The following is a 24593-nucleotide window of genomic DNA, read 5'->3' as shown; positions in this document are numbered from 1 at the left end:
AGGCCGGTCCGCTTCACAGGACGCCTTCACAGGACGCCTTCACAGGACGTCGATCGCCAACGGCGTCAGCGTGTCGCCGTTGATGCCGGCCATGTCCTGCGGGCATGCCGACACCACCACCACGCAGTCCATGGCCGCCTCGAAAGTGATCGCGTCCCCGGCCCGGCTCTCGGCCGGCAGCCACCGCAGCCGCCCCGACCCCTCCACCGGAATCCGCATGAACACGTTGACCGGCTGCGGGGTGACGTCGACGGCCAGGCCCAGCCCGGCCAGCGCCAGCTCCAGGTTCCTCGCGCACGAGGCGTGCCCCGGCGCCCCCAGCGCCTCGTACCGCGCCGGGTCGCAGGCGGCGATCAGCATGTCGTGCGACCCGGGCGAGGTGTCGCCCGCCAGCGCCAGGATCGGCCGCCGGTGATCGGTGACGAAAGACTCGCCCACCTGGGGGAACAGCCGACTCGTCACGCTGCGGGTGTGCGCGGCGCTCAGATGCTCCCGCGGGTCGTCCGCCGCGAAGGCGAACAGGTCACCGACCTGCCCGCCCTCCACGTCCACCACTCGCACCCGCTGCCCGGCGCGCACCCGAACCGCCCGGCCTTCTCCGGCGGGCACCACCGTCCGTCCGATCGTCACCATGCCGGTAAGCACACCACCGCCCAGGCCATCCGTTCCATGGAGTTTCATCCAGGTATCCGGACTGGCGATGGACTTTCATCTACAAGACGCCTCCGAGCTGGTCCTTAGGGCGACGCTCTCAGGCGCGTGCCGGGGAGCGGGCTCAGGGTTCGATGAGGCCGGTGCGGATGGCGTAGCGGGTCAGCTCCAGCCGGTCCTTCAGGCCGAGCTTGGCCAGGATGTTGGCGCGGTGCCGTTCGATCGTCTTCGTGCTGATGAAGAGGGTGTCGGCGATCTCGCGGGAGGTGTGGCCCTCGGCGACCAGTTTGAGGATCTCCTCCTCGCGGGGGGTGAGCACGGTCTCCGGGGCGGTGCCCTGCCGGGCCTGGTCGAGGTAGGAGCGGATCAGCGCGGTCACCGCGCCCGGGTACAGGAACGGCTCGCCGCGCATCGCGGCCCGGCAGGCGTCGATCAGGTCGCGGTCGGCCAGCGACTTGAGCACGTAGCCGGCGGCGCTGGCCTTGAGGGCTTCGAAGAAGTACTGCTCGTTGTCGTGCATCGTCAGGATGAGGATGCGGGTGTGCGGCAGCGTGCGGGCCAGCTCGCGGGCGGCCTGCAGGCCGGTCAGCCGGGGCATGGCCACGTCGAGCACCACCAGGTCGGGCCGGACCCGGCGGGCGACCTCCACCGCCTCGGCGCCGTCCCCGGCCTCCGCCACCACGCACAGGTCGGGTTCGTTGTCGAGGATCAGCCGGACACCGCGGCGGACCAGGGCGTGGTCGTCGGCCAGCAGGATCCGGATCGGTCGTCCGCCGGTGCGCTCGGTCATGGTATTCCTCGCTCGGTCGGGACGGGGACGTGCAGGCTCACGCGGGTGCCCTGGCCGGGCCGGGAAGTGATCGTCAGCTGGGCTCCGATCAGCAGGGCCCGCTCGCGCATCCCGCGGATCCCGGCGCCCTCCCGGAGGCCGGTGATGCCCGTGCCGTTGTCACGGACGTGCAGGGTCACGCCGCCGTGGCCGGGGACCAGCTCCAGGTCGGCGGCCGTGGCGCCGGCGTGCCGGGCGGCGTTGGTCAGGCTCTCCTGGGCGATCCGGTAGATCACCAGCTCGCTCTGGGTGCTCAGCTCCGGCAGGTCGGCACCCAGCTCGCGCCGCACCTTCAGGCCGGTGTGCGTGTCGAACTGGTTGGTCAGCGCGGTCAGCGCGCTGAGCAGGCCGAGGTCTTCCAGGACGCCGGGACGCAGCCGGTGCACGATCGTGCGCACCTCGTCCAGGCTGCCGCGGGTGATCTCCTGGACCTGGCGCATGTCGGCGCGCATCGGCTCGGGCGCCTGGTCGGTGAGCCGCTTGAGATCCAGCAGCACCGCGGTCAGGCGCTGGCCGATCTCGTCGTGCAGTTCCTGCGCGATCCGGCGGCGCTCGTCCTCCTGGGCCGACAGCGCGCGGGCGCTGCTCGTCCCGCGCTCGACCTCCAGCCGGTCCAGCATCTGGTTGAACGTGGAGATCAGCGCGGTCATCTCGGCACTGCCGGTCGCCTCCAGCCGCTGCCCGGGCCGCAGCAGGTCGATGGTGGTCATCACCTGGGTCAGGCGGTCGAGCGGCGCCAGCCCCCAGCGCAGCAGGACCGCGTTGGCGGCCAGCAGCGATCCCATCCCGGCCACGAGGATCACCGCCTCGGTGAACCGGATCGGCGCGGAGACCGTCCATGGGCCGATCATCAGCAGGATGGTCGCCACCATCGCGACCAGCGCGTTCAGCCAGAACACCCGCCACAGCAACCGCATCGTCCTGGGTACTCCTCCCCGTCCCCTTCAAGGTAGGCGACCCCGCACCACTACCAGGGCCGCGGCCGGCCTCTACAGGTTGCCCCCGGCCCGAAATGGGTGGCGGCACCGATGGCGGCGCCGGCCGCCATGGCCGACGGTGGAGAACGGAGCCGTCCATCCGGCGGCTCAGGGTTCAGCGCCCGGCCGCAAGTGACGTTCCCACCACGCGAGGGAACGGGCCGGCGCGACGGCCCCGGCCCCGACGCCCTGGGGGGCCGGGGCCTTTCAGTCGTGCCCAGGAAAAGAAGGAGGTGTGGCGCATGACCGGCAAAGCCGAACGCGGAGGCCGCCGGCCCGCTCGTCCGCCGGGCGCACCGGTGGCGCGCGGGCGAGCGTCGGGTTCGCGCCGTGTGGCCGCGGGACCCGGAACCCCAGGCGGGGCGGCCCGGGCCCGTGCACTGGGGGAGGCCGCGCCGCGGCCTCGCGGTAATGCCGGGATGGCCTGGACACCGGGACGGTCCGGTCATCCCAAGTCTTTCAGCATGTGGTGACGGCGCTGGGGCGCCGCCGTTGTGGAAGGGGTTGAAGGCAGATGGCCACGAATGGGGATGGGATCGCCGCTACGCCGGCACTGGACGGTGCGGCGGTACGGGAGCTCCGGCAGCGCCTACAGGAGGACCGCGGCAAGCGCGCCTCCGAGCTGGCCGCGCTGGAGAAGGTGGTCGAGGGGACGGCGCCCGAGCAGGTGGAGCCGGCCGACTATAGCCGCATGGACAACCTGCGGCAGAGCCTGACCGAGATCGATGGCGCGCTGCGGCGGCTGGAGGAAGGGACCTACGGGGTGTGCGAGGGATGCGGCCAGGCCATCCCGGCGGGACGGCTGGAGATCCTGCCGCATGTGCGGTGCTGCGTGCGCTGCCAGGGCCGCATCGACGGCGGTGGCCGCTGAATCAGCGGTGACGAGCCCCCGCCCGGAAGGAGTGGTGATCGATGCCCCCGGAGGCGGGGCCGGTGACGGGTGACCGGCTGGAGGGGTGGCGCGTGCTGGTTCCGCGCGCCGCCCACCAGGCCGGTGACCTGTCGGACCGGCTGCGCGGGTACGGGGCCCGGCCGCAGGAAGTGGCGATGATCGCGGTGCGGCCACCGCTGGACGCGTCGCCGCTTGAACGGGCGCTCACGCGACTGCGCGAAGGAGCGTACGCGTGGGTGGTGTTCACCTCCACCAACGCCGTGCGCGCGGTGGTACCGCAGATGACCGCCCAGGGCTTGGACCCGCGCCTCCTGAGGACGGCGCGGGTGGCCGCGGTGGGTGAGCGGACGGCGGCGGCGCTGTTCCGGCTCGGGGTGCGGGTCGATCTGGTCCCGGACGGTGAGCAGTCGGCCGAGGGGCTGCTGCGGTGCTGGCCGCCGTTGGACGCGGGGGCAGGGGCGCGGCCGGTGCTGTTGCCGCGTTCGGACATCGCCCGCGACACCCTGGACCAGGGGCTGCGGCAACGAGGCTGGCAGTGCCAGGTGGTGACCGCCTACCGCACCGTGCCGGCCGCCCCGCCACCCGCTCGGCTGGTGGCCGAGATCACCGACGGCGGCTTCGACGCGGTGGCGTTCACCTCGTCCTCGACGGTGCGCAACCTCCTGGCGCTGGCCACGCCGCCGCCCTCCACCGTGATCGCCGCGATCGGGCGGCAGACCGCCCAGACGGTGCGCCGGCACGGGTTGCGGGTGCACACCGTCGCCCCTCGCCCTTCGGCGGGCGAGCTTGCCGCCGCGCTCGCCCGGTACGCGGCGGCCTGCCGCTGAACACCTCGCCCGCCACGTCCCTGGCTCTCGCTACAGCAGCCGTACGGCGGTATGCCCGGCGGCGGTCGTGCGCACCTCGTCGAAGTGGCCGGCCTGTTCCGCCAGCCAGATCCGGTCGGCCAGTATCAGCGGGCGGACCTGGCGGGTACGGGCCGGCCGCCAGAGCCGGTGCTGCCGGAAGGCCACCTCCGGCGGCTCGCCGGACATCACTCCGTAGGCCAGGGTGAGCGTGGCGACGGCCGCGGGCCCGTAGGCCCGGGGCAGCCCGACGTGGTGGGCGCCGAGCACCAGCTGATCCGACGCCGCCGCAGGCGGCAGCTCGTAACTCAGGAGCGAGCCGCCGCCCGGGTTCAGCACCATGCGGACGGGGCGGCCATCGTGCTGGTACAGGCGCGCCACCCAGCCGGTGAGCGGCAGCCTCACCTGCCCGAGAGGATCCTGCTCGATCAGCTCACGGCGCACTGCGTCGCCGGTCATCTCATCCCTCCACTCGCCTCGTGCCCCGTACACCACCACGCCGCCGCGGCCCGGTGCCGCGCGTCGCTCATGCCGAACCCGCCGGTGCCGCATGCGGCGCGGCCGGCCGGCCGGTCAGTCGCCGGTCAGCAGGTCGCGGACGGCGGCGAGCGCGGACGCGTCGCCCACCGCCACCACCGCGTCGCCGTGCCGCAGGCCGAAGGTGGCCGGTGGCGCGGTGACCGTGCGGTCCCCGCGAAGCACCGCCACCACGCAGGCACCGGTGCGAGAGCCCAGGTCGCCCAGGGCCCGTCCGGCGTAGGGCGAGGTGGCCGGGATCGGGACCCGGATCGCCTGCAGCCCCGGCGCCTGCGCATCGGCCAGGTCCTGGGTCAGGTGCGCGACGTGGTCGATGACCACCGGCGACCCCAGCAGCTGCGCCACCGTTCCGGGTTCGCCGCCGGTCAGCGCCACCGTGTGACGGGTCCGGTCCGGGGCGCTGTGATCGAACAGCACCAGGTCCCGGCGGCCGTCGCGGTGCGCCACCACGGCGGCGCGCTGCCCCTTGGCCGTGGTGAAGCCGTACATGTAACCGATCTTGGGCAGGACCGTCCTGTCCACCAGCATGACAACCCCTTTGGATCGAGTGAGTGTGCCCCTCGGGCCGATATCGCGGCCGGAGCGGTCTCAGGGCGCGGGCCGCGCGACCGCCTCCCGTACCCCGGCCGGAGCCAGGCACAGCCGGGCCAGGCCGCGGATGGTGGCACGGGCCGGATCGGGAGCGACGTGGACGCCCATGGCCAGCTGAGCGGCCAGCCGGCCGGGCAGCGACGGGAGCACGGCGCATCCTCCGGTCAGCAGCAGCCCCCGTGCCCGCGCTGGCACCCGCACCCGCGGCGGCAGGTCCGTCAGCATCCGGCGCAGTTCGACGGCCAGTTGCTCCTGCACGTACTGCGGCAGGCGCGGATCGGGATGCCCCGCCGACACCGTCGGCAGGTACCGGATGGAACGCGCGCGGACCAGGCGCCATCTGGCCACCACGGCCATCTCCACCACACCCGCCCCGATGTCCATCACCAGGTACGGGCGCGCGTCGGTGACCGCCCGCCCCGCCCCGATCGCGGCGGCCAGCACCGCCTCCACCGTGCTCACCGGGCAGCCGCCTGCCGCACGTACCGCGGTGACCGCCCGCATCCGGTCGGCCGCGGTGGCCGCGGCCGGCACCGCCAGCAGGAGCTCGCCCGGCGGAGCCACCACGGCCGCGTCCAGCAGCGCACAGCGGGTCAACTGCGTGCAGCCCTGCACATCGGTCACGATGCCGTGCCGGATGGGATACCGCCGTCCCTGCTCCGTCCATCGCGCCGCATCGTGCCCTCTCGGCCGCCGACCGGCCGGCGTGGGCGAGACGGCGATCGACGAAGGCCGATCGATCAGCACCTCATGCGCGGGCACGCTGGCACGCAGCCGGCTGCTACCGAGATCCAGCGCCGCGCGCGGACCGCGCGGCCCTCCGCCGTCCAGGAGTGTGACGTCCCGTGACATACCCAGCGGCATGCACATCACCTCGATCAAGGAACCGGCACGATGACCGCCCACGGGGCCGACCCCGTGAACGTGTCGTGCCGCACGACCAAACCGATGACATCGCGACGCCGGCGGCGCCCTGCACGGCAGCCCTGCCGGCAACCTGCCAGCGGCGTCGGCTTCCGGCGCGCGACGGCACGCGCCCGCGCGGCACCTGCCGCGCCCCACCACGGACGGGCGGCGGCCCCGGCCTCTCATCGGCCGAGGCGCATGGCCTCACATCCGATGAGCGTCAAGGGAGCAGGTCCGCGCCGGCCCCGGCCGGTCCGGCCGCTCGCAGGACCGCCGGCAAGGCCACCGCCCCGCACCCCGGCGACCGCCGGCCGCGCCGCGCGTGGCACCGCTCACCATCAACGCAACCGCCCCCCTCGGCGTCCGATCCCGGCAGCCGCACCGCGTCCGCCCATGCTCCCCACCAGGTCCCGAGGCCCACCGCGCCGGTCCGGTCACGTGGCACCGGTGGCCGGACCCGAGCCCGGCCACCGGTGACACCTGTCGGCAGGAGATGTGGGTCTCCCTGGATTCCCTTCCACCATGACCCACCACGACGCCGATCTCTATGGGGCCCGCCACCCATTTCCCGCCCGGCCCACCCTGTAGTCACCGGCCACCCCCTCCGGCCACGAAGTCCCAGGCCGTGGCCGTCGGCGGTCAGGTCCCCGCCGCCCAGCGCGGCGCTGTCGTCCCCCGTCCGAGCTACCTCCGAGTGTCCACCACGCGGTGATGATCCGAGGGCCGCCGGATCCATAGCGTTCTCGATGTGAGCGCGCGGCGCCCCGCCACGGAAACTCGCGAACAACGCCGCCGCGTGAATGGCTCTCGACTATTCCGATGGAGGAAATGATGCTCCGCGAGATCAAGAATGCCGCTGTGATCGCGCTGTGCTGCGCCGTGGCCGGTGCCGGGCTCGCCGGCTGCGACGACGGCTCCCTGGAGGACTGGGATCCGCTCGCCAATCCCACCGGCCGGAAGACCGAGGCCGACCGGTTCTCCGGAACCAGGAAGTTCGACGTCGGCGGGAAGTCGGTGAACGTGTCCTGCTCGGGCGGCCCGGCGAAGGACGAGCCGGTCATCGTCCTGATGCACGGAGGGGGTGACGGGCTGGACAAGATGGCCGCCTTGCAGAAGGCGCTGAGCAAGGAGAATCGGGTCTGCTCCTACGACCGCCTCGGCGCGGGTGCCAGCGACCGGCCGGACGGCCCGCAGAGCTTCTCCAGCAGCGGGAAGGTTCTGACCGGGGTGCTCGACCGGGTCGCCGGGGACGGTCCGGTCGTCCTGGCCGGGCACTCGCTGGGCGGGCTGATCGCCGCCAGGTACGCCCCCGACCATCGGGACAGGGTCAAGGGACTGGTCCTGCTGGACGCCACGCCGCCCACCATGGTCGACGACATCACCAAGGCGATCCCTGAGTCCGCCACGGGTCCGGCGGCCCAGTTGCGCGCGCAGAACCTCGCGATCTTCCAGGGGCAGAACCCGGAGAAGCTCGCCATCGCCGACGGGAAGGTCCGGTCCGCCGGGAACATCCCGGTGGAGGTGATCCAGCACGGGAAGCAGTACCTCGCCGCCCTTCCCCAGTACGGGCCGCGCCTGGAGCGGGCATGGTCCGCTGGACAGCGCCGGTGGCTCGCGCTGTCCAGCCGCGGCAAGCTGAGCACGGCCACCAAGAGCGGGCACTACATCTACGTCGACCAGCCCGATGTCGCCGTCCAGGCCATCCAGCGCGTCACCGCGCAGGCCGCACGCTGAGCGATGCCGATGTGGGGCGGAGCCAAAGGCGATTTTCAGCCTCGACCCGGACATCACGACCGCTACCCTCGCCCAGTGATCGATCTACGGCGGGCGGCCGGCCTGTGGCGGCGGTGGGACGTCACGGTCCGGGATCTCCCGCTCGCGCTGTTCCTGGCCGCGGGATCGCTGGTGCCGGCCTTGCACGGCTACGGGACCCAGGTCGGTGATCTCCCGGACCGCCCGTTCGACGCGCCGGCCGTGGCGGCGATCGCGCTGGAGAGCCTGCCGCTCGCGGTGCGCCGGAGGTGGCCGGCCGTCTGCCTGGCCCTGGTGTCGGCCGGTTTCGCCGTGGACCAGCTGCGCGGTTATCACTCGTTCGCGGGGACCGGGCTGGCGATCGCGATGATGAGTGCGGGCGCCCATCTGGAACGTCGCCGGCGCCTGACGATGGTCGTGCTGCCGGTGGTGTTCGCGCCGCTGGCGTTCGCGCTGGACCGGCCGGGCTCGGGTGAGGGCGCGGGCGGTTACGTGACGTTCCTTGCCTCGCTGATGCTGGTGTGGGGGATCGGGGCATGGTGGCGCTCGACCCGGATCGCCGAGGCCGAACGCCGCCACCGGGTGGCCGAGGCCACCCGCGCCGCCGAACGCACCCGCATCGCCCGTGAACTCCACGACGTCGTGACCCATCACGTGACGGCGATGGTGGTCCAGGCCGAGGCGGCACGCTACCTGACCGCCACGCCCGACCGCCTCGACGCGACGCTGGGGGCCGTCACCGACACTGGGCGGCGGGCCATCGGCGACCTGCGCCACTTGCTTGACCTGCTCAACCCCGACCACGACACCGACTCCGATCCCGGCACCGCGGGACGGGCGCCGTCGGCCGGTGACCTGCGCGCGCTCGTGGAGCAGACGCGGCGGGCCGGGCAGCCGGTGGAGTTCACCCAGGAGGGCGATCCGGCCGAGCCGGTCGGCAGCGCCGAGTTCGTGGCCTACCGGGTCGTGCAGGAGGCTCTGACGAACGCCCTCAAGTACGCCCACGGCAGCCCCACCGTGGTCAAGGTGCGCTACGGCGAGAGGGAGATCAGCGTGGAGGTCGGCACGGACGGTCCCGGTTCGCGGACCGTCTCTCCCGGCGGGAGCGGGCGGGGGCTCGCCGGGCTCCGTGAACGCGTGGAGGCCCTGGGCGGCGAGTTCAGCGCGGGCGCGCGGGCGGGCGGCGGCTTCGTCGTGCGGGCGGGCATCCCCGCGGGGGGCCCGGCGTGAGCGCGCCGGTCCGCGTCCTGATCTGTGACGACCAGGCGCTGATCCGCACCGGATTCGCGACGATCATCGGTGCGCAGCCCGATCTGGAGGTGGTGGGCGAGTGCGGGGACGGGCGCGCCGCGGTCGACCTGGCCCGCCGGCTGACCCCCGACATCGTGGTGATGGACGTGCGGATGCCGGTGCTCGACGGCATCGAGGCCACCCGCCTGCTGGCCGGCGCCGGGGTGGCGCAGCCGGTCAAGGTGCTCGTGGTGACGACGTTCAACCTGGACGAGTACGTGTACGAGGCGCTGCGCGCGGGGGCGAGCGGGTTCCTGCTCAAGGACGCCCCGCCGGCGCAGCTGCTGCACGGTATCCGCACCGTCGCGACCGGTGCCGCGCTGCTGGCGCCCGAGGTGACGCGGCAGCTCGTCGGCAGGTACGCCGCGCGGATCCGTCCCGCCGAGGAGAACCCCGGCGACGTTCCGCTGACCCCGCGCGAGCTGGAGGTACTGCGCCTCATCGCGAACGGCCTGTCCAACGGCGAGATCGCCGCGACGCTGGTGATCAGCCCGGAGACCGTCAAGACGTACGTGTCGCGCATCCTCACCAAGCTCGACCTGCGCGACCGCGTGCAGGCAGTGGTGTACGCCTACCGCAGTGGCCTGGTGACCTGAGACTTCGCGGCCTGGCGGGACATCGGAGCGGGCAGTGCGCCCCGTCCCGAGTGCGTGTCGGAGAGACCGATCCGATCAAGCGGTCGATGACGCGCTGCGTTCATGCGGGCGACGGTGACGAGCGGGTCCCTCCGAGCGATCCCCTCTATCTCGTCCTCTGGCTCACCGCCGCCGTCATCCGTCCTCAGTAGCGGTCCCGTGCGCTTGGGCCGTGGCCCGGTGTCCGCTCGCGCGAACTGGAAGGTGTCTCTTGACGTGCATCGAGGCGAAGTATACAAACGTTCATACACCAACTCGAGGAGGCGGCCTTGGTCACTTACCGGACGGACGGGATGTCCCGGCGCGGGTTCCTGGCGGGCGCCGCGTCCGCCACCACGCTCGGCGCGCTCGGCCTGGGCGCGGCGGCGTGCGGAGGCTCGGGAGGCGGCGGGACGAAGACCGCCCGGATCGGGTGGGTGGAGCCGAAGACGGGCCGGCTCGCCGCCGCCTACAAGCCGATCTACGTCGGTGCGAGGCTCGCCCTGGAGGACATCAAGGCGGCCGGCGGACTCCTCGGGCAGGCCGTGCGGGTCACGGAACACGACGACAAGGGGAGCCCGGCCAGCCAGCCCGCCGTGGCGCAGCGGCTGGTCCGGGACGAGCCCACCTTCGTGGTCGGGCCGACCGGGAGTTCACAGGTGCTTGCGTCGGTGACGGCGCTGTCCCGCGCGAAGCTGATCCAGTCCGCGTGGGGCGGCGCGGAACTGCTCGGGGACGGCGACCGCTTCCCCCACCACTACCAGCTCGTCTACAACACCAGGCAGCAGGCCGAAGTCGCGGCGCGCTTCCTCCACGAGGTCCGCGGGCTGCGCAAGATCGGCATCATCGTGGAGAACTCGGAGTTCGGCACCTCGATCAGGGACGCCGTCGTCCGGACGCTGCGGGACGCCTACTCCGCCAAGCCGGTCGCGGTCGAGGTGTTCGAGGTGGACGCCTCCGACATGACGCCGTTCGTCCGCAACCTGGAACGCGCCGGCGTGGACGGGCTGGGGCTGTTCACCGGCCAGCCGCAGGCGACCGTCCTGATCCTGCGGGCGATGGCGGCGAGCGACTTCCACCCCGTGATCGTTTCGCACGACCTCAACTACATCGACGCGCTCGGCGAGTTCCCCCGGGCGCTGCTCGACGGGTTCTTCGGCACCACCTACCGGGGGCTCACCTACACCGCCGACGAGAAGCCCTCCGCCGAGGTCCGGAAGCTGGTCGAGCGCATCAACGCGCATCCGGACACCGCCGGCCTCGGGTACTCGGCGGTGACCAGCCCCTACTACGACTACATGATGCTCATGGCCAAGGTGGTCGAGGACACCAGGAGCCTCGATCCGGCCAGGCTCAAGGCCGCCCTCGACAAGGTGAGCGGCCACCCGGGCATCCGAGCGAAGGTGTCGTTCACAGCGAAGAGGCACTCCGGCATCGCCGGTGAGGACATCACCATCGGCACCCTCATGTCGGCGAAGGAGCCGGAGAGCCTGGGCGGGGTCCTGCGGCGGCGCGCGGACGGGGTGTGACCGTCCGATGATCGCAGACATCCTGGTCGCCGGGCTGGTCTTCGGCAGCCTGTACGGCCTCGTCGCGATGGGCTTCAACGTGCTGCACCGGCCGACGAACGTGGTGAACTTCGCCCAGGGCGAGCTCATCATGATCGGTGCGATGCTGATGGCCGTCACCCCGATCGGCGCGCTCCCCTGGGGGATCGCCGCCGTCTGCGCCATGGCCGTCGTCGGGATCGTGACGCTGGCCGAGGAGCGGGTGGCCGTCACCCCGGTGCTGCGGAGGTCGTCCCACGCCGCCGGATGGGTGATCACCACGCTGGCCTTCTCGCTGCTGATCGCGGAGGCCGCCGGACGGCTCTGGACGGACCAGCCGAGCACCGTCGCGCCTCCGTGGCCGCTCTCCATGGACGTCAACGAGGTGGCGGGGGTCCGCTTCTCCAGCTACCAGGTGGCCGTGGTGGCCGTCGCCGTCGCCGTGGTGCTGCTGCTCGGTCTGCTGGATCGTTCCCGGCTCGGCACCGCGTTGCGCGCGGTGGCCGCCGACCGCGACGGCGCCCGGCTGCGCGGCATCGACCCGACGGCGCTGACCCGGCGTTCGTTCCTGCTCGGCGGTGCCCTGGCGGGGCTGACCGGAGTCCTGGCGGCGCCGCTGCTGCTGGCCTCGGTGACGATGGGCCTGGGCCTGCTGATCAAGGGCTTCGCGGCCCTGGCGGTCGGCGGGATCGGTGACAACCGCGGCGTACTGGTGGCGGGGTGGGTGCTCGGGACCGTCGAGGCCGCCGGCGCGACCTACGCCTCACCGGGCTCGCAGCCGGTCGTCCTTTTCGCGGCGATGCTGCTCATCCTGCTGATCCGGCCCAACGGCCTGCGCGGTCTGGCGGTGCAACGCCATGTCTGAAGGTCTCCGGACACGGTCCGGTGCCGTGCGGCGCACGGTCCCCTGGCTCGCCCTCCTGGCGGCCGCCGCCGCGTTGCCGCTGGTGAGCGGCGACCCCACGATCACCTACCTCGCCACCACCGCCGCGATCTACGTGGTGGTGGGGACGGGGCTGAACATCATGTTCGGCTACACCGGCCAGGTCTCGCTCGGCCAGGGCGCGCTGGTCGCCGTCGGCGCCTACGCGACCGGCATCCTCATGGCCGACCACGGCTGGACGTTCTGGGCGGCCGCCCCCGTGGCGGTGGTGGTCACCGCGGGCGCCGGGACGCTGATGGCGCTTCCCGCGTTCCGGCTCTCGTCCTGGTACATCGCCCTGGTGACGCTCGGCGCGGCGATGGCGGTGCGCAGCCTGCTGGTCGAGTTCGAGGGGCTGACCGGGGGCTGGTCCGGGCTGGTCGGCATCCCGCGGCCGTCGTTCGGTTCGCGGGAGCTGGGGGAACGGGACGTCCTCTGGATGGTCCTCGTCGTGAACGTCGTACTGTTCGTCATGGTCCGTAACATCGTCGGCTCCCGCCTGGGGCGGGGCATGATGGCCGTCCGGGACGCGCCGGAGATGGCGCGGAGCGTCGGTGTGGGCCCCGCGCGCATGAAGTTGTTCGCGTTCGCCTGCGGCGGTGCCACCGCGGGCATGGGCGGGGCGCTGCTGGCCGTCCACCACGGCCTGGTCACCCCCGACGACTTCACACTCGACTTCTCGATCCTCTTCCTGCTGGTGGTCATCATCGGCGGCGCGGCCCGCCTGGCGGGCCCGGTCATCGGGACGCTGCTGTTCTTCGCGCTCCCGGAACTGCTGACCGGCCTGGCGGAGTGGCGCGGCCTCATCTACGGCGCGGCGCTGCTCGTCCTGATGGTGTACGCGCCGCAGGGCATCGCGGGGGGATGGGACAAACTGCGGGCACGCCGCCGGAAGGGCCGCGCCCCCGCCGCCACTCCCGCCACCGGCGCGGCCGAGGACACCGCCGAGGACGTCGCGGAGGACGCCGCCGAGGTGGGGCCGCCGCGCGGTGAACCGCTCGGCGTCGAACTGTCCGGCGTCCGCAAGTCCTTCGGCGGCGTGCACGCCCTGCAGGGGATCGACCTCACCATCGAGCCCGGCAAGGTGCACGCGATCGTCGGGCCGAACGGGTCGGGGAAGACCACCCTGCTCAATGTGATCAGCCGCCTGCTGCGGCAGGACGCGGGACGTGTCCTCCTCGGCGCCGAGGACGTCAGCCGGGCCACCGCCGAACGGCTCGCCCGGCGCGGTGTGGCGCGCGTCTTCCAGACGCCGCGGCTGCTCGGCGCGTCGAGCCTGCGGGACAACGTCCTGCTCGGCGCCTACGCGCGCGAACGGGCGGGTGGGCCGGCGACCGTCCTGCGGCTGCCGCGGGCCCGGCGTGAGCGGGCCGAACTGGTGCTGGAGGCCGACCGCCTCCTGGCCGGGCACGGCCTGGCCCGGCGGGCGGAGGAGGAGGCCGCCGCGCTGCCGCATGGCGAGCAGCGGCTGCTGGAGGTGGCGCGGGCACTGATGGCGCGGCCGCGCCTGCTGCTGATGGACGAGCCGGCGGCCGGGCTCACCCCGCGCGAGCTGGAGGCGCTGGGGCGCCTGATCCGCGCGATCCGCGACGCCGGCACCACCGTCGTCCTGGTGGAGCACCACATCGAACTCGTCGCGAACGTCGCCGACGTGGTGACCGTCCTGGACCGGGGCCGGCTGGTGACGTCGGGGGCGCCGGAGGAGGCCCTCGGTGACGCGCGGGTCGTCGAACTGTACTTGGGGGCACCAGCATGACGGCGCAGGGCGAGGAACTGATCAGCGTGTCCGGGCTGAGCTCCGGCTACGGGGCGGTGCCGGTGGTCCGGTCGGTCGACCTCACGGTCCGGACGGGCGAGATCTTCGCGGTGGTCGGCGGCAACGGGGCGGGGAAGACCACCCTGCTCAGCACCATCTCGGGGCTGCTGCGCCCCACGTCCGGGTCGGTGCGGTTCGCGGGCACCGACATCACCGGCTGGAGTCCCGAGCGGATCGTGGCGCACGGTCTGGTCCACGTTCCCGAGGGCAGGCGCCTGTTCACCGGGCTCACGGTGGCCGAGCATCTGCGGCTCGGGCTCTGGAACGCCCCGAACCGGCGGAAGGTCGAGCGGGAGCGGACGGAACGGGTCGTCGACCTGTTCCCCGTGCTGGGCGAGCGGATGGACGCCTACGCGGAGGTGCTGAGCGGCGGGGAGCAGCAGATGCTCGCCATCGGCCAGGCCTTGATGCGCGAGCCGCGGATGATGCTGCTGGACGAGCCGTCCATCGGCCTGGCGCCAGTGATCATCCAGCGGGTGTTCGCGGTGGTGGACCGGCTGCGCGCGCAGAACCTGACGGTGATCCTGGTCGAGCAGCGGGTCGGGCAGGCGCTGGCGCTCGCCGACCGGGGGCTCGTCATGCGGCACGGCCGGGTCGAGGCGACCGGGACCGCCGCCGGGCTGGCGGAGGATCCCGCCCTGCGGGCCGCCTACCTGGGCAAGGCGGCGGCCGGTGGGCGAAGGAACGAGGAGTGAGATGAGCGGTGAGTGGTGGGGCCCGGCGGTGCCCGAGGCCGAGGAGTGCGTGGTCGCGGAGTTGCTCGTCCGCCGCGCCGCGGAGCACCCGGACCGGGTGTACGCGATCTTCGAGGACGGGACGCGGTGGACGTACGCCGAGACCCTGGCCGAGGCCGAGCGGGTCGCCGCGGGGCTGCACGGTCTCGGTGTGCGGCCGGGCGACATGGTGGTCTCCTGGCTGCCGAACGGGCCGGACGCCCTGCGCGTCTGGTTCGGCGTCAACCTGCTCGGCGGCACGCTCGCCCCGCTCAACACCGCCTATCGCGGCGGGTTGCTCGAACACGCGATCCGGCTGCCGGGGGCGCGGGTGGCGGTCGTGCACGCCGATCTGGCGGGTCGCCTGGACGAGATCGACACCGGCGCGCTGGAACGGCTGGTGGTGCTCGGGGAGGGCGGCGCCCGGCCGGAGCGCCGGCCGGAGCGCCGCGCCGGGGAGGCGGGGCCGGAGGTGCTGGGGCCGGAGACGCTGGGCGCGCCGGCCCCGGGATTCCGGCCGGAGGCGTCGCCCCGGCCGTGGGACCCGTACGCGGTGATCCTGACGTCCGGGACGACCGGGCCGTCGAAGGGCGTCCTGTGCTCGTACGTCCAGCTCGCGGCGTGCGCGCGCGCCGCGTTCGGTGACCGCTTCGGAGCGGCCGACCGCTACATGGTGAACCTTCCGCTGTTCCACGCGGGCGGCACCATCGGCACCTACGCCGCACTGCTGCTCGGCGGCGGGATCAGTCTCGTGAGCGCGTTCGACACCGAGTCGTTCTGGCCGGCCGTCCGCGCTACGGGGACCACGCACGTCACGCTGCTCGGCGTGATGGCGACGTTCCTCGGCAAGCGTCCGCCGTCGCCGGACGACCGCGCTCACCCGCTGCGGTACGTCTTCATGATCCCGCTGATCGAGGACAGCGCGGCGTTCGCGGAGCGCTTCGGCGTCGAGGTGGCGGCCATGTTCAACATGACGGAGGTCTCGATCCCGATCATCTCCGAGCCCGACCCGGGCGTTCCGGGCACGTCCGGGCGGCTGCGGCCCGGCGTCGAGGCCCGGGTCGTCGACGAGTACGACCGGGTGGTCCCCGACGGGGAGGTCGGTGAGCTGGTGCTGCGCACCGCCCAGCCCTGGGCGATGAACTCCGGCTACCTCGGGATGCCCGACGCGACGGCGCGCGCCTGGCGCAACGGCTGGTTCCACACCGGGGACGCCTTCCGCACGGTGGACGGCGAGTACTTCTTCGTGGACCGGATGGGCGACACGATCCGGCGCCGCGGAGAGAACATCTCCTCGGCCGAGGTGGAGACCGAGCTGCTGGCGCATCCGTCGGTCCGGGAGGCTGCGGTGGTCGCCGTACCGAGCCCCTACGGCGAGGACGACGTCCTCGCCGTGGTCGCGCCCGTGGACGGCGCGGCCATCGACCCCGCCGAGCTGCTGCGTTTCCTGATCCCCCGCATGGCGCACTTCATGGTGCCCCGCTACGTGCGCGTGGTCGGCGCGCTGCCGCACACCCCGACGAACAAGATCGAGAAGCATCGGCTGCGCTCGGAGGGCGTCACACCGGACACGGCCGATCGCGAACGGCTGGGCGTGACGATCAGGCGTGACAGCATCGGCGGGACGTCCACCACCCGCTGAGCCCGCCGGCCTGCGGACCGCCGCCGATCCGAGGACCCGCCGGCCCCGATGCCCGGCGGGTCCTCCGGTCGCCTTCGCGCTCCCGGTCCGCCGGCGGGCCCGGACGGCCGGCCCGGACGGCCGGCGGGCCTGGACCGCCGGGTGGGCCCGGACGGCCGGCGGACCGAGGGAGGGGCGTCAGGCGTCCGGCGGACCGGCGCCGACGAGCTGCAGGGCGAGGAAGGCGTACTGGTCGGCGAGCCCCTGGGCCGACACCGCCCCCTCCGGCCGGAACCACTGCCCGGCGTTGATGCACATGTCGAGGATGGCCTTGGCGACCACGTCCACCTGCACCGGACGCGACGACCGCGGGTCGCTCAGGCGGAACCGGCCGGCGGCCAGGCCCCGTTCCAGGGTGCGCTCGAAGATCCGGCGGACGCGTCGCTGGGCGTCCAGGACCTCCCTGGCCTGCTCGGGCGGGAGGTGGCGCCACTCGGTCCGGGCGACGAGGCCCTCGATGCGCCGTTCGGTGTGGAAGAGCGTGAGTTCCCGCACCAGCTCGGCCAGCTGCCGGTCGGCCCGGTCGCCGCCGCGCAGGAGACCCTCCTCCAGCATGCGCTCGGAGTCCTCGTGCGCACGCCTGAGGATCGCGTAGAGCACTTCCTCCTTGGACCCGTAGTGGTTGTAGAGCGAGCCCGCGGTGACACCGCACGCGGCGGTGATCTTGCGGACGCTGGTGGCGGGGAAGCCGTCCTCGTAGAACAGGCGTGCCGCCTCGTCGAGAATCCGCCGGCTCATCGAGGCCGTGGCCGGTGTGCCGTCGGCGGCCGTCCGGGAGCGTGTCGTACCCACGCCCCTGACGCTATCACCACATGAACGTTCATTGACCTGTCAGCGCCATATCTGGTAAACAAACGTTTGTACATCAAGGAGGCCGTGATGAGTGAACCGGTGATCGACGTCTGCGAGGTCGCCTATGACACCGCGTGCTGGACGGCCTATCTGCGTTCGCTGGCCACCGCCGCGCCGCGCTATCTCGTCCTGTTCGCCGGGCGGCTCGCCACCCTCACCGGCCGGACGCCCGGCGAGGTCGCGGCGGAGGCGGCGCGCGACCCGGCCGGAACGGCGGAACGGCTGGCCGCCGTCCTCGGACGCGGCTTCGACATCGATCACCACGTCGCCGCGCTGACCGAGACCGGGGTGACCCACCAGATCCTGCACGGAGGGCCGTGGCCCGTCGGCGACGGCACCGTCAACGACCGGGTCGCCGCCTACGCCGCCCGGCACCCGGACCGGCTCAGCGCCTGGGCGGGGGTCGGCCTCACCGATCCGCGGGCCGCGGTCGGCGAGGCCCGCCGCGCGCTCGACGAGCTCGGCGCGACCGGCCTGTCGGTGATCCCGTTCCTCGACGGCGTCGACCCGTCCGGGCCCGAGCACGCGGCGCTCTGGCGGCTCGCCGCCGACCGCGGCGTCCCGGTGTGGCTGCACTGCGGGCAGCACTTCCGCTCGGACGTGCCGATCGACGTCTCCGCACCGCGCGTGCTGGACCGGATCGCCGGCGCCCACCCCGGCCTCATCATCGTGGCCGGGCACGGAGGGTGGCCGTGGGTCACCGAGATGCTGGCCGTGGCGCAGCGGCACACCAACGTCTACCTGGAGTTCTCCTCCCACCGCCCGGCCAGGATGGCGGCGCGCGGATCGGGCTGGGAGGCGCTGCTGACGCTGGGCGCCACGTCCGTCCGCGACCGGGTCCTCTTCGGCTCGACCAGCTGGACGCAGGCGCGCACTCCCGCCGCCCTCGCCGGCGAGGTCACCCGGCTCGGCCTGCCGGACGACGCCGTCCGGGCCTGGCTGCACGGCAACGCCGCGCGCCTGCTGGGCCGCGTCCGGCCGGGAGCGGCGGCGTGAACGGCCGCCGGGTCCTGGTCACCGGCGCCGCCGGGGGCATCGGCACGTCGCTCGTCGCCGAACTGCTCCTCCACGGCGCGCGGGTGCTGGCGACCGACGTCGACGAAGCCGGGTGCCGCCGCCTGGAACGCCGGTTCGGCGACCTGCCGGAGGACGGCCGGCTTCACACGATGCCGCTCGACCTGACCGAGAGCGGCGCGCCGCGCCGGCTCGTCGCCCGCGCGGTCGACCGGCTCGGCGGTCTCGACGGGCTGGTCAACAACGCCGGAGTGGAGCACCGCGCCGCGCTGGGCGAGCACGGCACCGCCGACTGGACGCGCGTGCTGGAGATCAACCTGTCGGCACCGTTCCGGCTGGCCCGCGCGGCGGCCCCGGCCCTCGCCGGGCAGCCGGGCGCCGCCGTCGTCAACGTCTGCTCGATCGCGGTGACCGGGTTCGCCGGGCAGGCCGCCTACGACGCGAGCAAGGGCGGGCTGCTGACCCTGACCCGGTCGCTCGCCGTCGAACTGGGACCGCTCGGTGTTCGCGCGAACGCCGTGTGCCCCGGCTTCATCGACACCCCGATGCTCGACGCGAGCGGGCTTCGCGGGCTGGCGGAGAAGGTCGCCGCGCGGCTGCCGATCGGCCGCTGCGGACACCCGGAGGAGGTCGCCGCCGCGGTGGTGTGGCTGCTGGGAACGAGCGCCGGTTACGTCACCGGCCAAGCGCTGTTCGTCGACGGAGGGATGGTCAGAGCATGACGCGCGGACAGGAGAGCACTGCGTCCGGAGACGGCGGGACCTTGCTGGTCTCCCGGCCGGCGCCGGGGGTGCTGTGGCTGACCATGAACCGTCCGGACCGGCGCAACGCGCTCGATCGCGCGCTCGGCGAGGAACTGCTGCGGGTGCTGGAGCGCGCCGAGACCGATCCGGAGGCCCGCGTCGTGGTGCTGACCGGCGCCGGCAGCGCCTTCTGCGGCGGGGACGACCTCGGCGCGGTGGACGAGCACCTCGCCGGGGACCGTGAGCACTCGCCGGTTCTCGGGCATACGGCCGACCCGGCGTACCTGCGGATCGTCGAGGCGATCGTCACGGCGCCGCAGCCGGTCATCGCCGCGGTCAACGGCCCCGCCGCCGGGGCGGGCACCGAACTGGCCTGCGCCGCCGACCTGCGGATCGCGTCGGACACGGCCAGGATCGGGAGCTGCCTGGTGAACGTGGCGCAGACCGGCACCGCCGTCATGCTGCCCCGCATCGTCGGGACCGCGAAGGCGACCGAGATCTACCTGTCCGGAGGGCTGCTCGACGCCGCCGACGCCGAGCGCCTGGGCATCTACACCCGCGTCGTCCCGCCGGAGGACCTGCGGGACGCGGCCCTGTCCGAGGCCCGGCGCCTCGCGGCCGGCCCGACCCGCGCGATCGGCCTCTACAAGCAACTGCGCGAGCGGGTGTACGGGCAGCCGCTGGAGCAGGCGCTGCGGATCCAGAACACCTTCCATATCCGGAACAACCGGGAAGTCCATGACGCGGTCGAAGGGGCGCGCGCCTTCGTCGAGAAGCGCAGCCCCGAGTTCACCGGCCGCTGAGGAGGAACGCATGACCATGACGGACGGCGACGTATTCGGCCGCCTCGACGGCCGGGTCGTCCTGGTCACCGGCGCGGCGAGCGGTATCGGAGCGGCCTCCACGAGACTGTTCCGGGCCGTGGGCGCCGAGGTCGTCGGGGTGGACCTGGCTCCGGGGGAGGGCATCGTCCAGGCGGACGTCTCCGACCCGGCCCAGGTCGCCGAGGTCGTCGACGCGGTGGTCGCCCGGCACGGCAGGCTCGACGTCGTTCACGGCAACGCCGGCGTCAACGTGCCCGGCCGCCCGCACAGCCTCACCGACGCCGACTACCGCAAGGTGATGGGCGTGTGCTGCGACGCGAACTTCTACCTGGTGCGCTCAGCGGTCGGGCACATGCGCGCACACGGGGGAGTGTTCGTGTTCACCTCCTCGATGTGCGGGGTGGGGGCGACACCGCGCTCCCCCGTCTACAACATGGCCAAGCACGCCCTCATCGGCCTCGCCCAGTCGGTCGCGGTCGACTACGGCGCGCAGGGAATCCGCGCGGTGGCCCTGGTCACCGGGCCCACCCACACCGCGATGGTGGACGAGCTGTGGCCGCCCGGCCCGCTCCGCGACTCGCTCACCGCGACCACGTCCGTGGGACGGCTGGCCACCCCTGAGGAGCAGGCCCGCGCCGCCGTGTTCGCCGCGCTGCCCGGCAGTTCCTTCCTCACCGGCTGCAGCCTCACCGTGGACGGCGGCGCGACCGCCGGGTGGAACGAGATGGCCCGGACGATGCTCACCCTCAAGGCCGCACGATGACGGAGCTGGGACGTATCGAAGGCGGCGTCGAGACCCCGATGCGGGACGGCGTGCGGCTGCGCGGCGACCTGTGGCGGCCGCCGTCCCCGTCGCCGGCCGTGGTGTTCAGGACGCCGTACGGGCGGCGGCAGATCAGCTCCGACACCCTGCACCCCCAGCACTGCCTCGCCGGGGGGTTCGCCGCGCTGGTGCAGGACACCCGTGGCCGCTTCGACTCCGGTGGCGAGTGGCGCGCCGTCATGTGGGAGCAGGAGGCCGAGGACACCTACGACACCGTGGAGTGGGCGGCGGCGCAGCCCTGGTGCGACGGCAACGTGTTCCTCGCGGGCACGTCCTACCTCGGCATCGTCGCCTGGCTCGGCGCGGCGCTGCGCCCGCCGCACCTGCGGGGCATCGCGGCGGCCATGACGACCGGCGCCGTGGCCGACGTCCACGACACCGGCGGCGCGCTCCGGCTCGACCACCTGGTCGGGTGGCTGGCCTACATGGCCGCCGACTGGCTGGGCAGGCAGGGGCCGGACGCCGACCCGGCGCTCGTCGCGAAGGTCGCGGCCCTGATCCACGACCCGGAGCGCGCGATGCTGCGGCTGCCGCTCGCCGACATGCCGGAACTGGACCTGCCCGGCTTCCCGATCCGCGTCGGCGACCTGCTGGACGGGCGCGTCCGGGCCCTGCCCGACTGGGACCACGCGGCGGTGGAGGTGCCGGTCCTGTCGGTGACGGGCTGGTACGACGTCTACGCCACCGCGACGATCCGCGGCCACCTGGAGATGCGGCGGCTGCGTCCGGACCTGCGGCACGAGCTGATCGTCGGCCCGTGGGCGCACACCGGCGCCCTGACCCACCTGCAGGGCGAGGTGAACTTCGGTGTCGCGGCCTCGGCGGCCGCCGCCCGGCTCCCCGCCCAGCACCTGGGCTTCTTCCGCCGCTGCGTGGACGGACCGGACGAATCCGCCCCCGTCCGTTACTTCCTGATGGGCGCGGACAAGTGGCACGCTGCCGAGCGGTGGCCGGCGGACGCCGCCGGCCACGTCCTGCACCTGACCGGCCCCGCCGTCCCCGGCGGGCCCCCGGGCCGGCTGACCGCCGCCCCCGGCACGGCCGCCCCCGACGGCTACGTCCACGACCCGGCCGACCCGGTGCCGAGCCGTGGCGGGCGCGTCCTGCACCTCGGCCGCCTCACCCCGGGGCCGCTGGACCTGGGCCGGACCGCCACCCGACCCGACGTCCTCCTCTACCTCGGCGACGTGCTCACCGAGGACACCGACGTCATCGGCCGGGTGCGGCTCCGCCTCACCTTCGCCACCGAGGCCGCGGACGCCGACGTGATGGCCCGGCTGGTGGACGGGCTCCCGGACGGACGGCTGCTGCCGGTCTGCGAGGGAGTGGTCCGGCTGAGCCACCGCGACGGCCCGGACACCCCCGTGCCGCGGGGGGAGCCGGTCCGGCTGGAGATCGACCTCGGCCACACGGCCCAGCGATTCAGAACGGGCCACCGCATCGGCCTGATGCTGTCCAGCAGCAACTTCCCGCACTACGACCGAAACCAGGGCAGCGGGCAGCCGGCCGCCACCGCCGAACCGGGCACGCCGTCCACGCAGAGCGTCCACTACGGGACATCGGTCCTCCTCTTGGGCGACGTGGTGGAGCCGTGACCTCGACTCACCGAAGGGCTGACATGACGATGTGGAGCCGGGAGGACGGCGGCGGCGTCGCCGTCCTCACCTACCGCAACCCTCCGCGCAACTTCCTCACCTTCGCCGCGCTCGAAGAGCTCGACGCGGAGCTCGCCCGGCTGGAGACCGACCCGGACATCAGGGTCGTGACGCTCACCAGCGGCGTCCCCGGCTACTTCGTCGCCCACGCCGACCTGGACGAACTCGCCGAGCTTTCCCGGGGACCGGTGCCGCGGGCCAGGATCTGGTACACCGCGATGCGGCGCGCCGAGCGGATCCCCCAGCCGGTGATCGCCGCGATCGACGGCCAGGCGTGGGGCGGCGGCCTCGAACTGTCCCTGGCGTGCACGCTGCGCTGGGCCTCGGCCGACGCCCACTTCAGCCTCCTGGAGACCGCACTCGGCATCATTCCGGGGGCGGGCGGCACCCAGCGCCTGGCCCGGCTGATCGGCCCCGGGCGCGCCGCCGACGTCGTCCTGTCCGGCGACGTCCTCACCGCCGAGCAGGCCAGGACGTACGGGATCGTCGAACGGGTGCTCCCCGCCGCGGGCTTCCAGGCGGAGGCGCTCCGGCTGGCCCGCCACATGGCGGCCCGTCCCGCCGCCGCGCTCGCCGCCGCGAAACGCGCACTGGTCGACGGGGCCCGGCTGCCGCTCACCGATGGCCTCCGCCTGGAGGCCGCGCTCTTCGCCGAGCGACTGGCCAGCCCCGAATCCAGGGCACTCCAGGAGGACGCGCGGCGCCGTTACGCCGAGGCGGCCGACGACGAGCACATCACCTTCGGGGAACGCCGATGAAGACCGCCGTCATCACCGGCGCCGGCCGCGGCATCGGCCGGGCGGCCGCGCTCACGCTCGCACGCGACGGATACGCCGTGGCGGTCGGCTACCACCGCAACGCCGAGTCCGCCGCCGAGGTCGTCGATGAGATCCACCGCATCGGCGGCAACGCCGCCGCCTTCGCGCTGGACGTCGCGGACCGGGACCAATGCGCGGAGTTCGTGCGCGCGGCCGGCGAACGGCTCGGCCCCGTCCGCGCGGTCATCTCCAACGCCACGGGCTTCGGCTCGACCTCTCCGTCCCTGGGAACGGCCCTCGACACGCCCTGGCACACCTACGAGCAGATGTTCGCCACCCGCGTCGGCTCCCTCCTGGCCCTGGTGGCGGCCGCCCACCCGCAACTGGCCGGCGGCGGCCGGGTCGTGACGACCGTGAGCACCGGGACGAGCAGGCACGTCCCCGGATACGCCGCGATCGCCGCCGCCATGGCCGCGGCCGAGAGCGTCGTCCGCTACCTCGCGGTGGAACTCGGCCGCGACGGCATCACGGTCAACCTGGTGAGCGGCGGCGTGGTGGCCACGGACGCGCTGCACGCGATCAGCCCTGACCCGGAACGGCTCCTGTCCGCCGCCGCACGCGCCACGCCTCTGGGCCGCGCGGGCACCCCCGAAGACCTCGCCGGCGTCATCTCGTTCCTGTGCGGCGACAAGGCCGCCTGGATAACGGGCCGCTCACTCATCACCGACGGAGGCAACTCCCTCCGCTGACCCTGCCGGGCGCCCCTCGGGGAGACAGCGACCCGAGGCAGGCAGGGCCCCTGTGACCTGCCTGCCTCGAGGCTCGCGATGCGCGCTCGGTCGCGCCGCGAGCAGCACCTGCTGAACCGTCGACAGTGTCGCCATTCGAACGGGCTGGAAATGGCCCCGTTAGGCCGGAATCGCGCCGAGCTGTCGCATCAGCGAGAAGACGTCGACGACCGCCCAGGTCTCGGCGACCCGGCCGTCGACGAAGCGGACGACGAACATCTCGCTGTAGGCGACGGACCGGCCGGTAGGCGGCAGGCCCATGTATTCACCCTGGTGGGTCCCGGTGACGATGTTCCTGGAGACGACCTTGTCCCCCTCGGCGATCAGATCTTCGACCGACACGTGAAGGTCGGGGAAGGCGTGATGGAGTGCCGTGAACACCTCCTTCAGCGCTTGTGCTCCCGTGCTTTCGATCGGCACGGGTGTGCGGATCAGCACGTCCGGCCGGACGACCTCGTCGATCGTCTTGGAGATGACCTCCATATCGCCGGAGCTGTGGGCGTCGTGGAAGCGCCGGAGGGTCGCCTTGTTGCGTGTCGCTTCGGCTGCTGACATGTCGCTCCTCGGGTGTGG

Annotated in this window: 25 protein-coding genes; 17 read left to right on the top strand and 8 right to left on the bottom strand. The window is 73.4% G+C overall.

Annotated features, from left to right (window positions below; all coding sequences use genetic code 11):
* Positions 1 to 39: 39 nt before the first annotated feature.
* From IW256_RS29415 to IW256_RS29405, 3 genes are all read right to left on the bottom strand, one after another.
* Positions 40 to 633, bottom strand: a complete 594-nt coding sequence (locus IW256_RS29415; protein ID WP_231403978.1) for a DUF1989 domain-containing protein — start codon at positions 631 to 633, stop codon at positions 40 to 42.
* 142 nt (positions 634 to 775) lie between these two features.
* The gene (locus IW256_RS29410) at positions 776 to 1441 is read right to left on the bottom strand and encodes a response regulator (RefSeq protein WP_197014042.1); all 666 of its coding nucleotides are present in this window, start codon (positions 1439 to 1441) and stop codon (positions 776 to 778) included.
* Positions 1438 to 2397, bottom strand: a complete 960-nt coding sequence (locus IW256_RS29405; RefSeq protein WP_197014041.1) for a HAMP domain-containing sensor histidine kinase — start codon at positions 2395 to 2397, stop codon at positions 1438 to 1440. Before IW256_RS29405 ends, IW256_RS29410 begins: the two co-directional genes overlap by 4 nt.
* A gap of 574 nt (positions 2398 to 2971) precedes the next feature.
* Here IW256_RS29405 and IW256_RS41570 point away from each other — a divergent pair.
* Both IW256_RS41570 and IW256_RS29395 read left to right on the top strand, forming a co-directional pair.
* Positions 2972 to 3328 (top strand): TraR/DksA family transcriptional regulator, encoded by a 357-nt coding sequence (locus IW256_RS41570; RefSeq protein ID WP_231403977.1) that lies wholly within the window; start codon positions 2972 to 2974, stop codon positions 3326 to 3328.
* A gap of 41 nt (positions 3329 to 3369) precedes the next feature.
* Positions 3370 to 4176 carry a uroporphyrinogen-III synthase gene (locus tag IW256_RS29395; RefSeq protein ID WP_197014040.1) on the top strand — a complete coding sequence of 269 codons (807 nt, stop codon included), beginning with the start codon at positions 3370 to 3372 and terminating at the stop codon, positions 4174 to 4176.
* 30 nt (positions 4177 to 4206) lie between these two features.
* Here IW256_RS29395 and IW256_RS29390 read toward each other — a convergent pair whose 3' ends face one another.
* The 3 genes from IW256_RS29390 to IW256_RS29380 form a co-directional block, all read right to left on the bottom strand.
* Complete coding sequence (locus tag IW256_RS29390; protein ID WP_197014039.1) at positions 4207 to 4653, bottom strand: hypothetical protein; 447 nt, start codon at positions 4651 to 4653, stop codon at positions 4207 to 4209.
* Between the two features lie 114 nt (positions 4654 to 4767).
* Positions 4768 to 5259 (bottom strand): cation:proton antiporter regulatory subunit, encoded by a 492-nt coding sequence (locus tag IW256_RS29385; protein WP_197014038.1) that lies wholly within the window; start codon positions 5257 to 5259, stop codon positions 4768 to 4770.
* A gap of 60 nt (positions 5260 to 5319) precedes the next feature.
* A complete protein-coding gene (locus IW256_RS29380) occupies positions 5320 to 6174 on the bottom strand; it encodes a rod shape-determining protein (protein ID WP_231405352.1) in 855 nt (284 codons plus the stop codon).
* 873 nt (positions 6175 to 7047) lie between these two features.
* Here IW256_RS29380 and IW256_RS29375 point away from each other — a divergent pair.
* The 8 genes from IW256_RS29375 to IW256_RS29340 all read left to right on the top strand — a co-directional run bounded on the left by IW256_RS29375 (position 7048) and on the right by IW256_RS29340 (position 16524).
* On the top strand, positions 7048 to 7962 hold the full coding sequence (locus IW256_RS29375) for an alpha/beta fold hydrolase (protein ID WP_307829181.1): 915 nt from the start codon (positions 7048 to 7050) through the stop codon (positions 7960 to 7962).
* Between the two features lie 75 nt (positions 7963 to 8037).
* The gene (locus IW256_RS29370) at positions 8038 to 9210 is read left to right on the top strand and encodes a sensor histidine kinase (protein WP_197014036.1); all 1173 of its coding nucleotides are present in this window, start codon (positions 8038 to 8040) and stop codon (positions 9208 to 9210) included.
* A complete protein-coding gene (locus IW256_RS29365) occupies positions 9207 to 9866 on the top strand; it encodes a response regulator (RefSeq protein WP_197014035.1) in 660 nt (219 codons plus the stop codon). Before IW256_RS29370 ends, IW256_RS29365 begins: the two co-directional genes overlap by 4 nt.
* Before the next feature lie 308 nt (positions 9867 to 10174).
* Entirely contained in the window at positions 10175 to 11413 is a 1239-nt protein-coding gene (locus tag IW256_RS29360; RefSeq protein WP_197014034.1) for an ABC transporter substrate-binding protein, read from the top strand.
* 7 nt (positions 11414 to 11420) lie between these two features.
* Positions 11421 to 12296 carry a branched-chain amino acid ABC transporter permease gene (locus IW256_RS29355; protein WP_197014033.1) on the top strand — a complete coding sequence of 292 codons (876 nt, stop codon included), beginning with the start codon at positions 11421 to 11423 and terminating at the stop codon, positions 12294 to 12296.
* 25 nt (positions 12297 to 12321) lie between these two features.
* Positions 12322 to 14109: a branched-chain amino acid ABC transporter ATP-binding protein/permease gene (locus IW256_RS29350; RefSeq protein WP_197014032.1), complete on the top strand. Its 1788-nt coding sequence runs from the start codon at positions 12322 to 12324 to the stop codon at positions 14107 to 14109.
* Entirely contained in the window at positions 14106 to 14864 is a 759-nt protein-coding gene (locus IW256_RS29345; protein WP_197014031.1) for an ABC transporter ATP-binding protein, read from the top strand. The genes IW256_RS29350 and IW256_RS29345 overlap by 4 nt, the downstream gene beginning before the upstream one ends.
* A gap of 1 nt (position 14865) precedes the next feature.
* A complete protein-coding gene (locus tag IW256_RS29340) occupies positions 14866 to 16524 on the top strand; it encodes an AMP-binding protein (protein ID WP_197014030.1) in 1659 nt (552 codons plus the stop codon).
* A gap of 177 nt (positions 16525 to 16701) precedes the next feature.
* Here IW256_RS29340 and IW256_RS29335 read toward each other — a convergent pair whose 3' ends face one another.
* Positions 16702 to 17355, bottom strand: coding sequence for a TetR/AcrR family transcriptional regulator (locus tag IW256_RS29335; RefSeq protein WP_197014029.1), 654 nt, complete (start codon positions 17353 to 17355; stop codon positions 16702 to 16704).
* Between the two features lie 87 nt (positions 17356 to 17442).
* Here IW256_RS29335 and IW256_RS29330 point away from each other — a divergent pair, with 87 nt between their 5' ends.
* The 7 genes from IW256_RS29330 to IW256_RS29300 are packed head-to-tail and all read left to right on the top strand — an operon-like array spanning position 17443 to position 23981.
* Entirely contained in the window at positions 17443 to 18411 is a 969-nt protein-coding gene (locus IW256_RS29330; protein ID WP_197014028.1) for an amidohydrolase family protein, read from the top strand.
* Positions 18408 to 19151, top strand: a complete 744-nt coding sequence (locus IW256_RS29325; RefSeq protein ID WP_197014027.1) for an SDR family NAD(P)-dependent oxidoreductase — start codon at positions 18408 to 18410, stop codon at positions 19149 to 19151. Before IW256_RS29330 ends, IW256_RS29325 begins: the two co-directional genes overlap by 4 nt.
* Complete coding sequence (locus tag IW256_RS29320; RefSeq protein ID WP_197014026.1) at positions 19148 to 19975, top strand: enoyl-CoA hydratase/isomerase family protein; 828 nt, start codon at positions 19148 to 19150, stop codon at positions 19973 to 19975. The genes IW256_RS29325 and IW256_RS29320 overlap by 4 nt, the downstream gene beginning before the upstream one ends.
* A gap of 10 nt (positions 19976 to 19985) precedes the next feature.
* On the top strand, positions 19986 to 20759 hold the full coding sequence (locus IW256_RS29315) for an SDR family NAD(P)-dependent oxidoreductase (protein ID WP_197014025.1): 774 nt from the start codon (positions 19986 to 19988) through the stop codon (positions 20757 to 20759).
* On the top strand, positions 20756 to 22414 hold the full coding sequence (locus IW256_RS29310) for a CocE/NonD family hydrolase (RefSeq protein ID WP_197014024.1): 1659 nt from the start codon (positions 20756 to 20758) through the stop codon (positions 22412 to 22414). The genes IW256_RS29315 and IW256_RS29310 overlap by 4 nt, the downstream gene beginning before the upstream one ends.
* Before the next feature lie 23 nt (positions 22415 to 22437).
* Positions 22438 to 23232 (top strand): enoyl-CoA hydratase/isomerase family protein, encoded by a 795-nt coding sequence (locus tag IW256_RS29305; protein WP_197014023.1) that lies wholly within the window; start codon positions 22438 to 22440, stop codon positions 23230 to 23232.
* On the top strand, positions 23229 to 23981 hold the full coding sequence (locus IW256_RS29300; protein WP_197014022.1) for an SDR family oxidoreductase: 753 nt from the start codon (positions 23229 to 23231) through the stop codon (positions 23979 to 23981). Before IW256_RS29305 ends, IW256_RS29300 begins: the two co-directional genes overlap by 4 nt.
* 159 nt (positions 23982 to 24140) lie before the next feature.
* On the opposite strand, the gene IW256_RS29295 is transcribed toward IW256_RS29300, so the two are convergent.
* Positions 24141 to 24575: an ester cyclase gene (locus IW256_RS29295; RefSeq protein WP_197014021.1), complete on the bottom strand. Its 435-nt coding sequence runs from the start codon at positions 24573 to 24575 to the stop codon at positions 24141 to 24143.
* Between the last annotated feature and the right edge of the window lie 18 nt (positions 24576 to 24593).

The organism is Actinomadura viridis (assembly GCF_015751755.1).
GTDB classification, from domain to species: Bacteria; Actinomycetota; Actinomycetes; order Streptosporangiales; family Streptosporangiaceae; genus Spirillospora; species Spirillospora viridis.
This window is presented reverse-complemented; position numbering and strand designations above follow the sequence as displayed.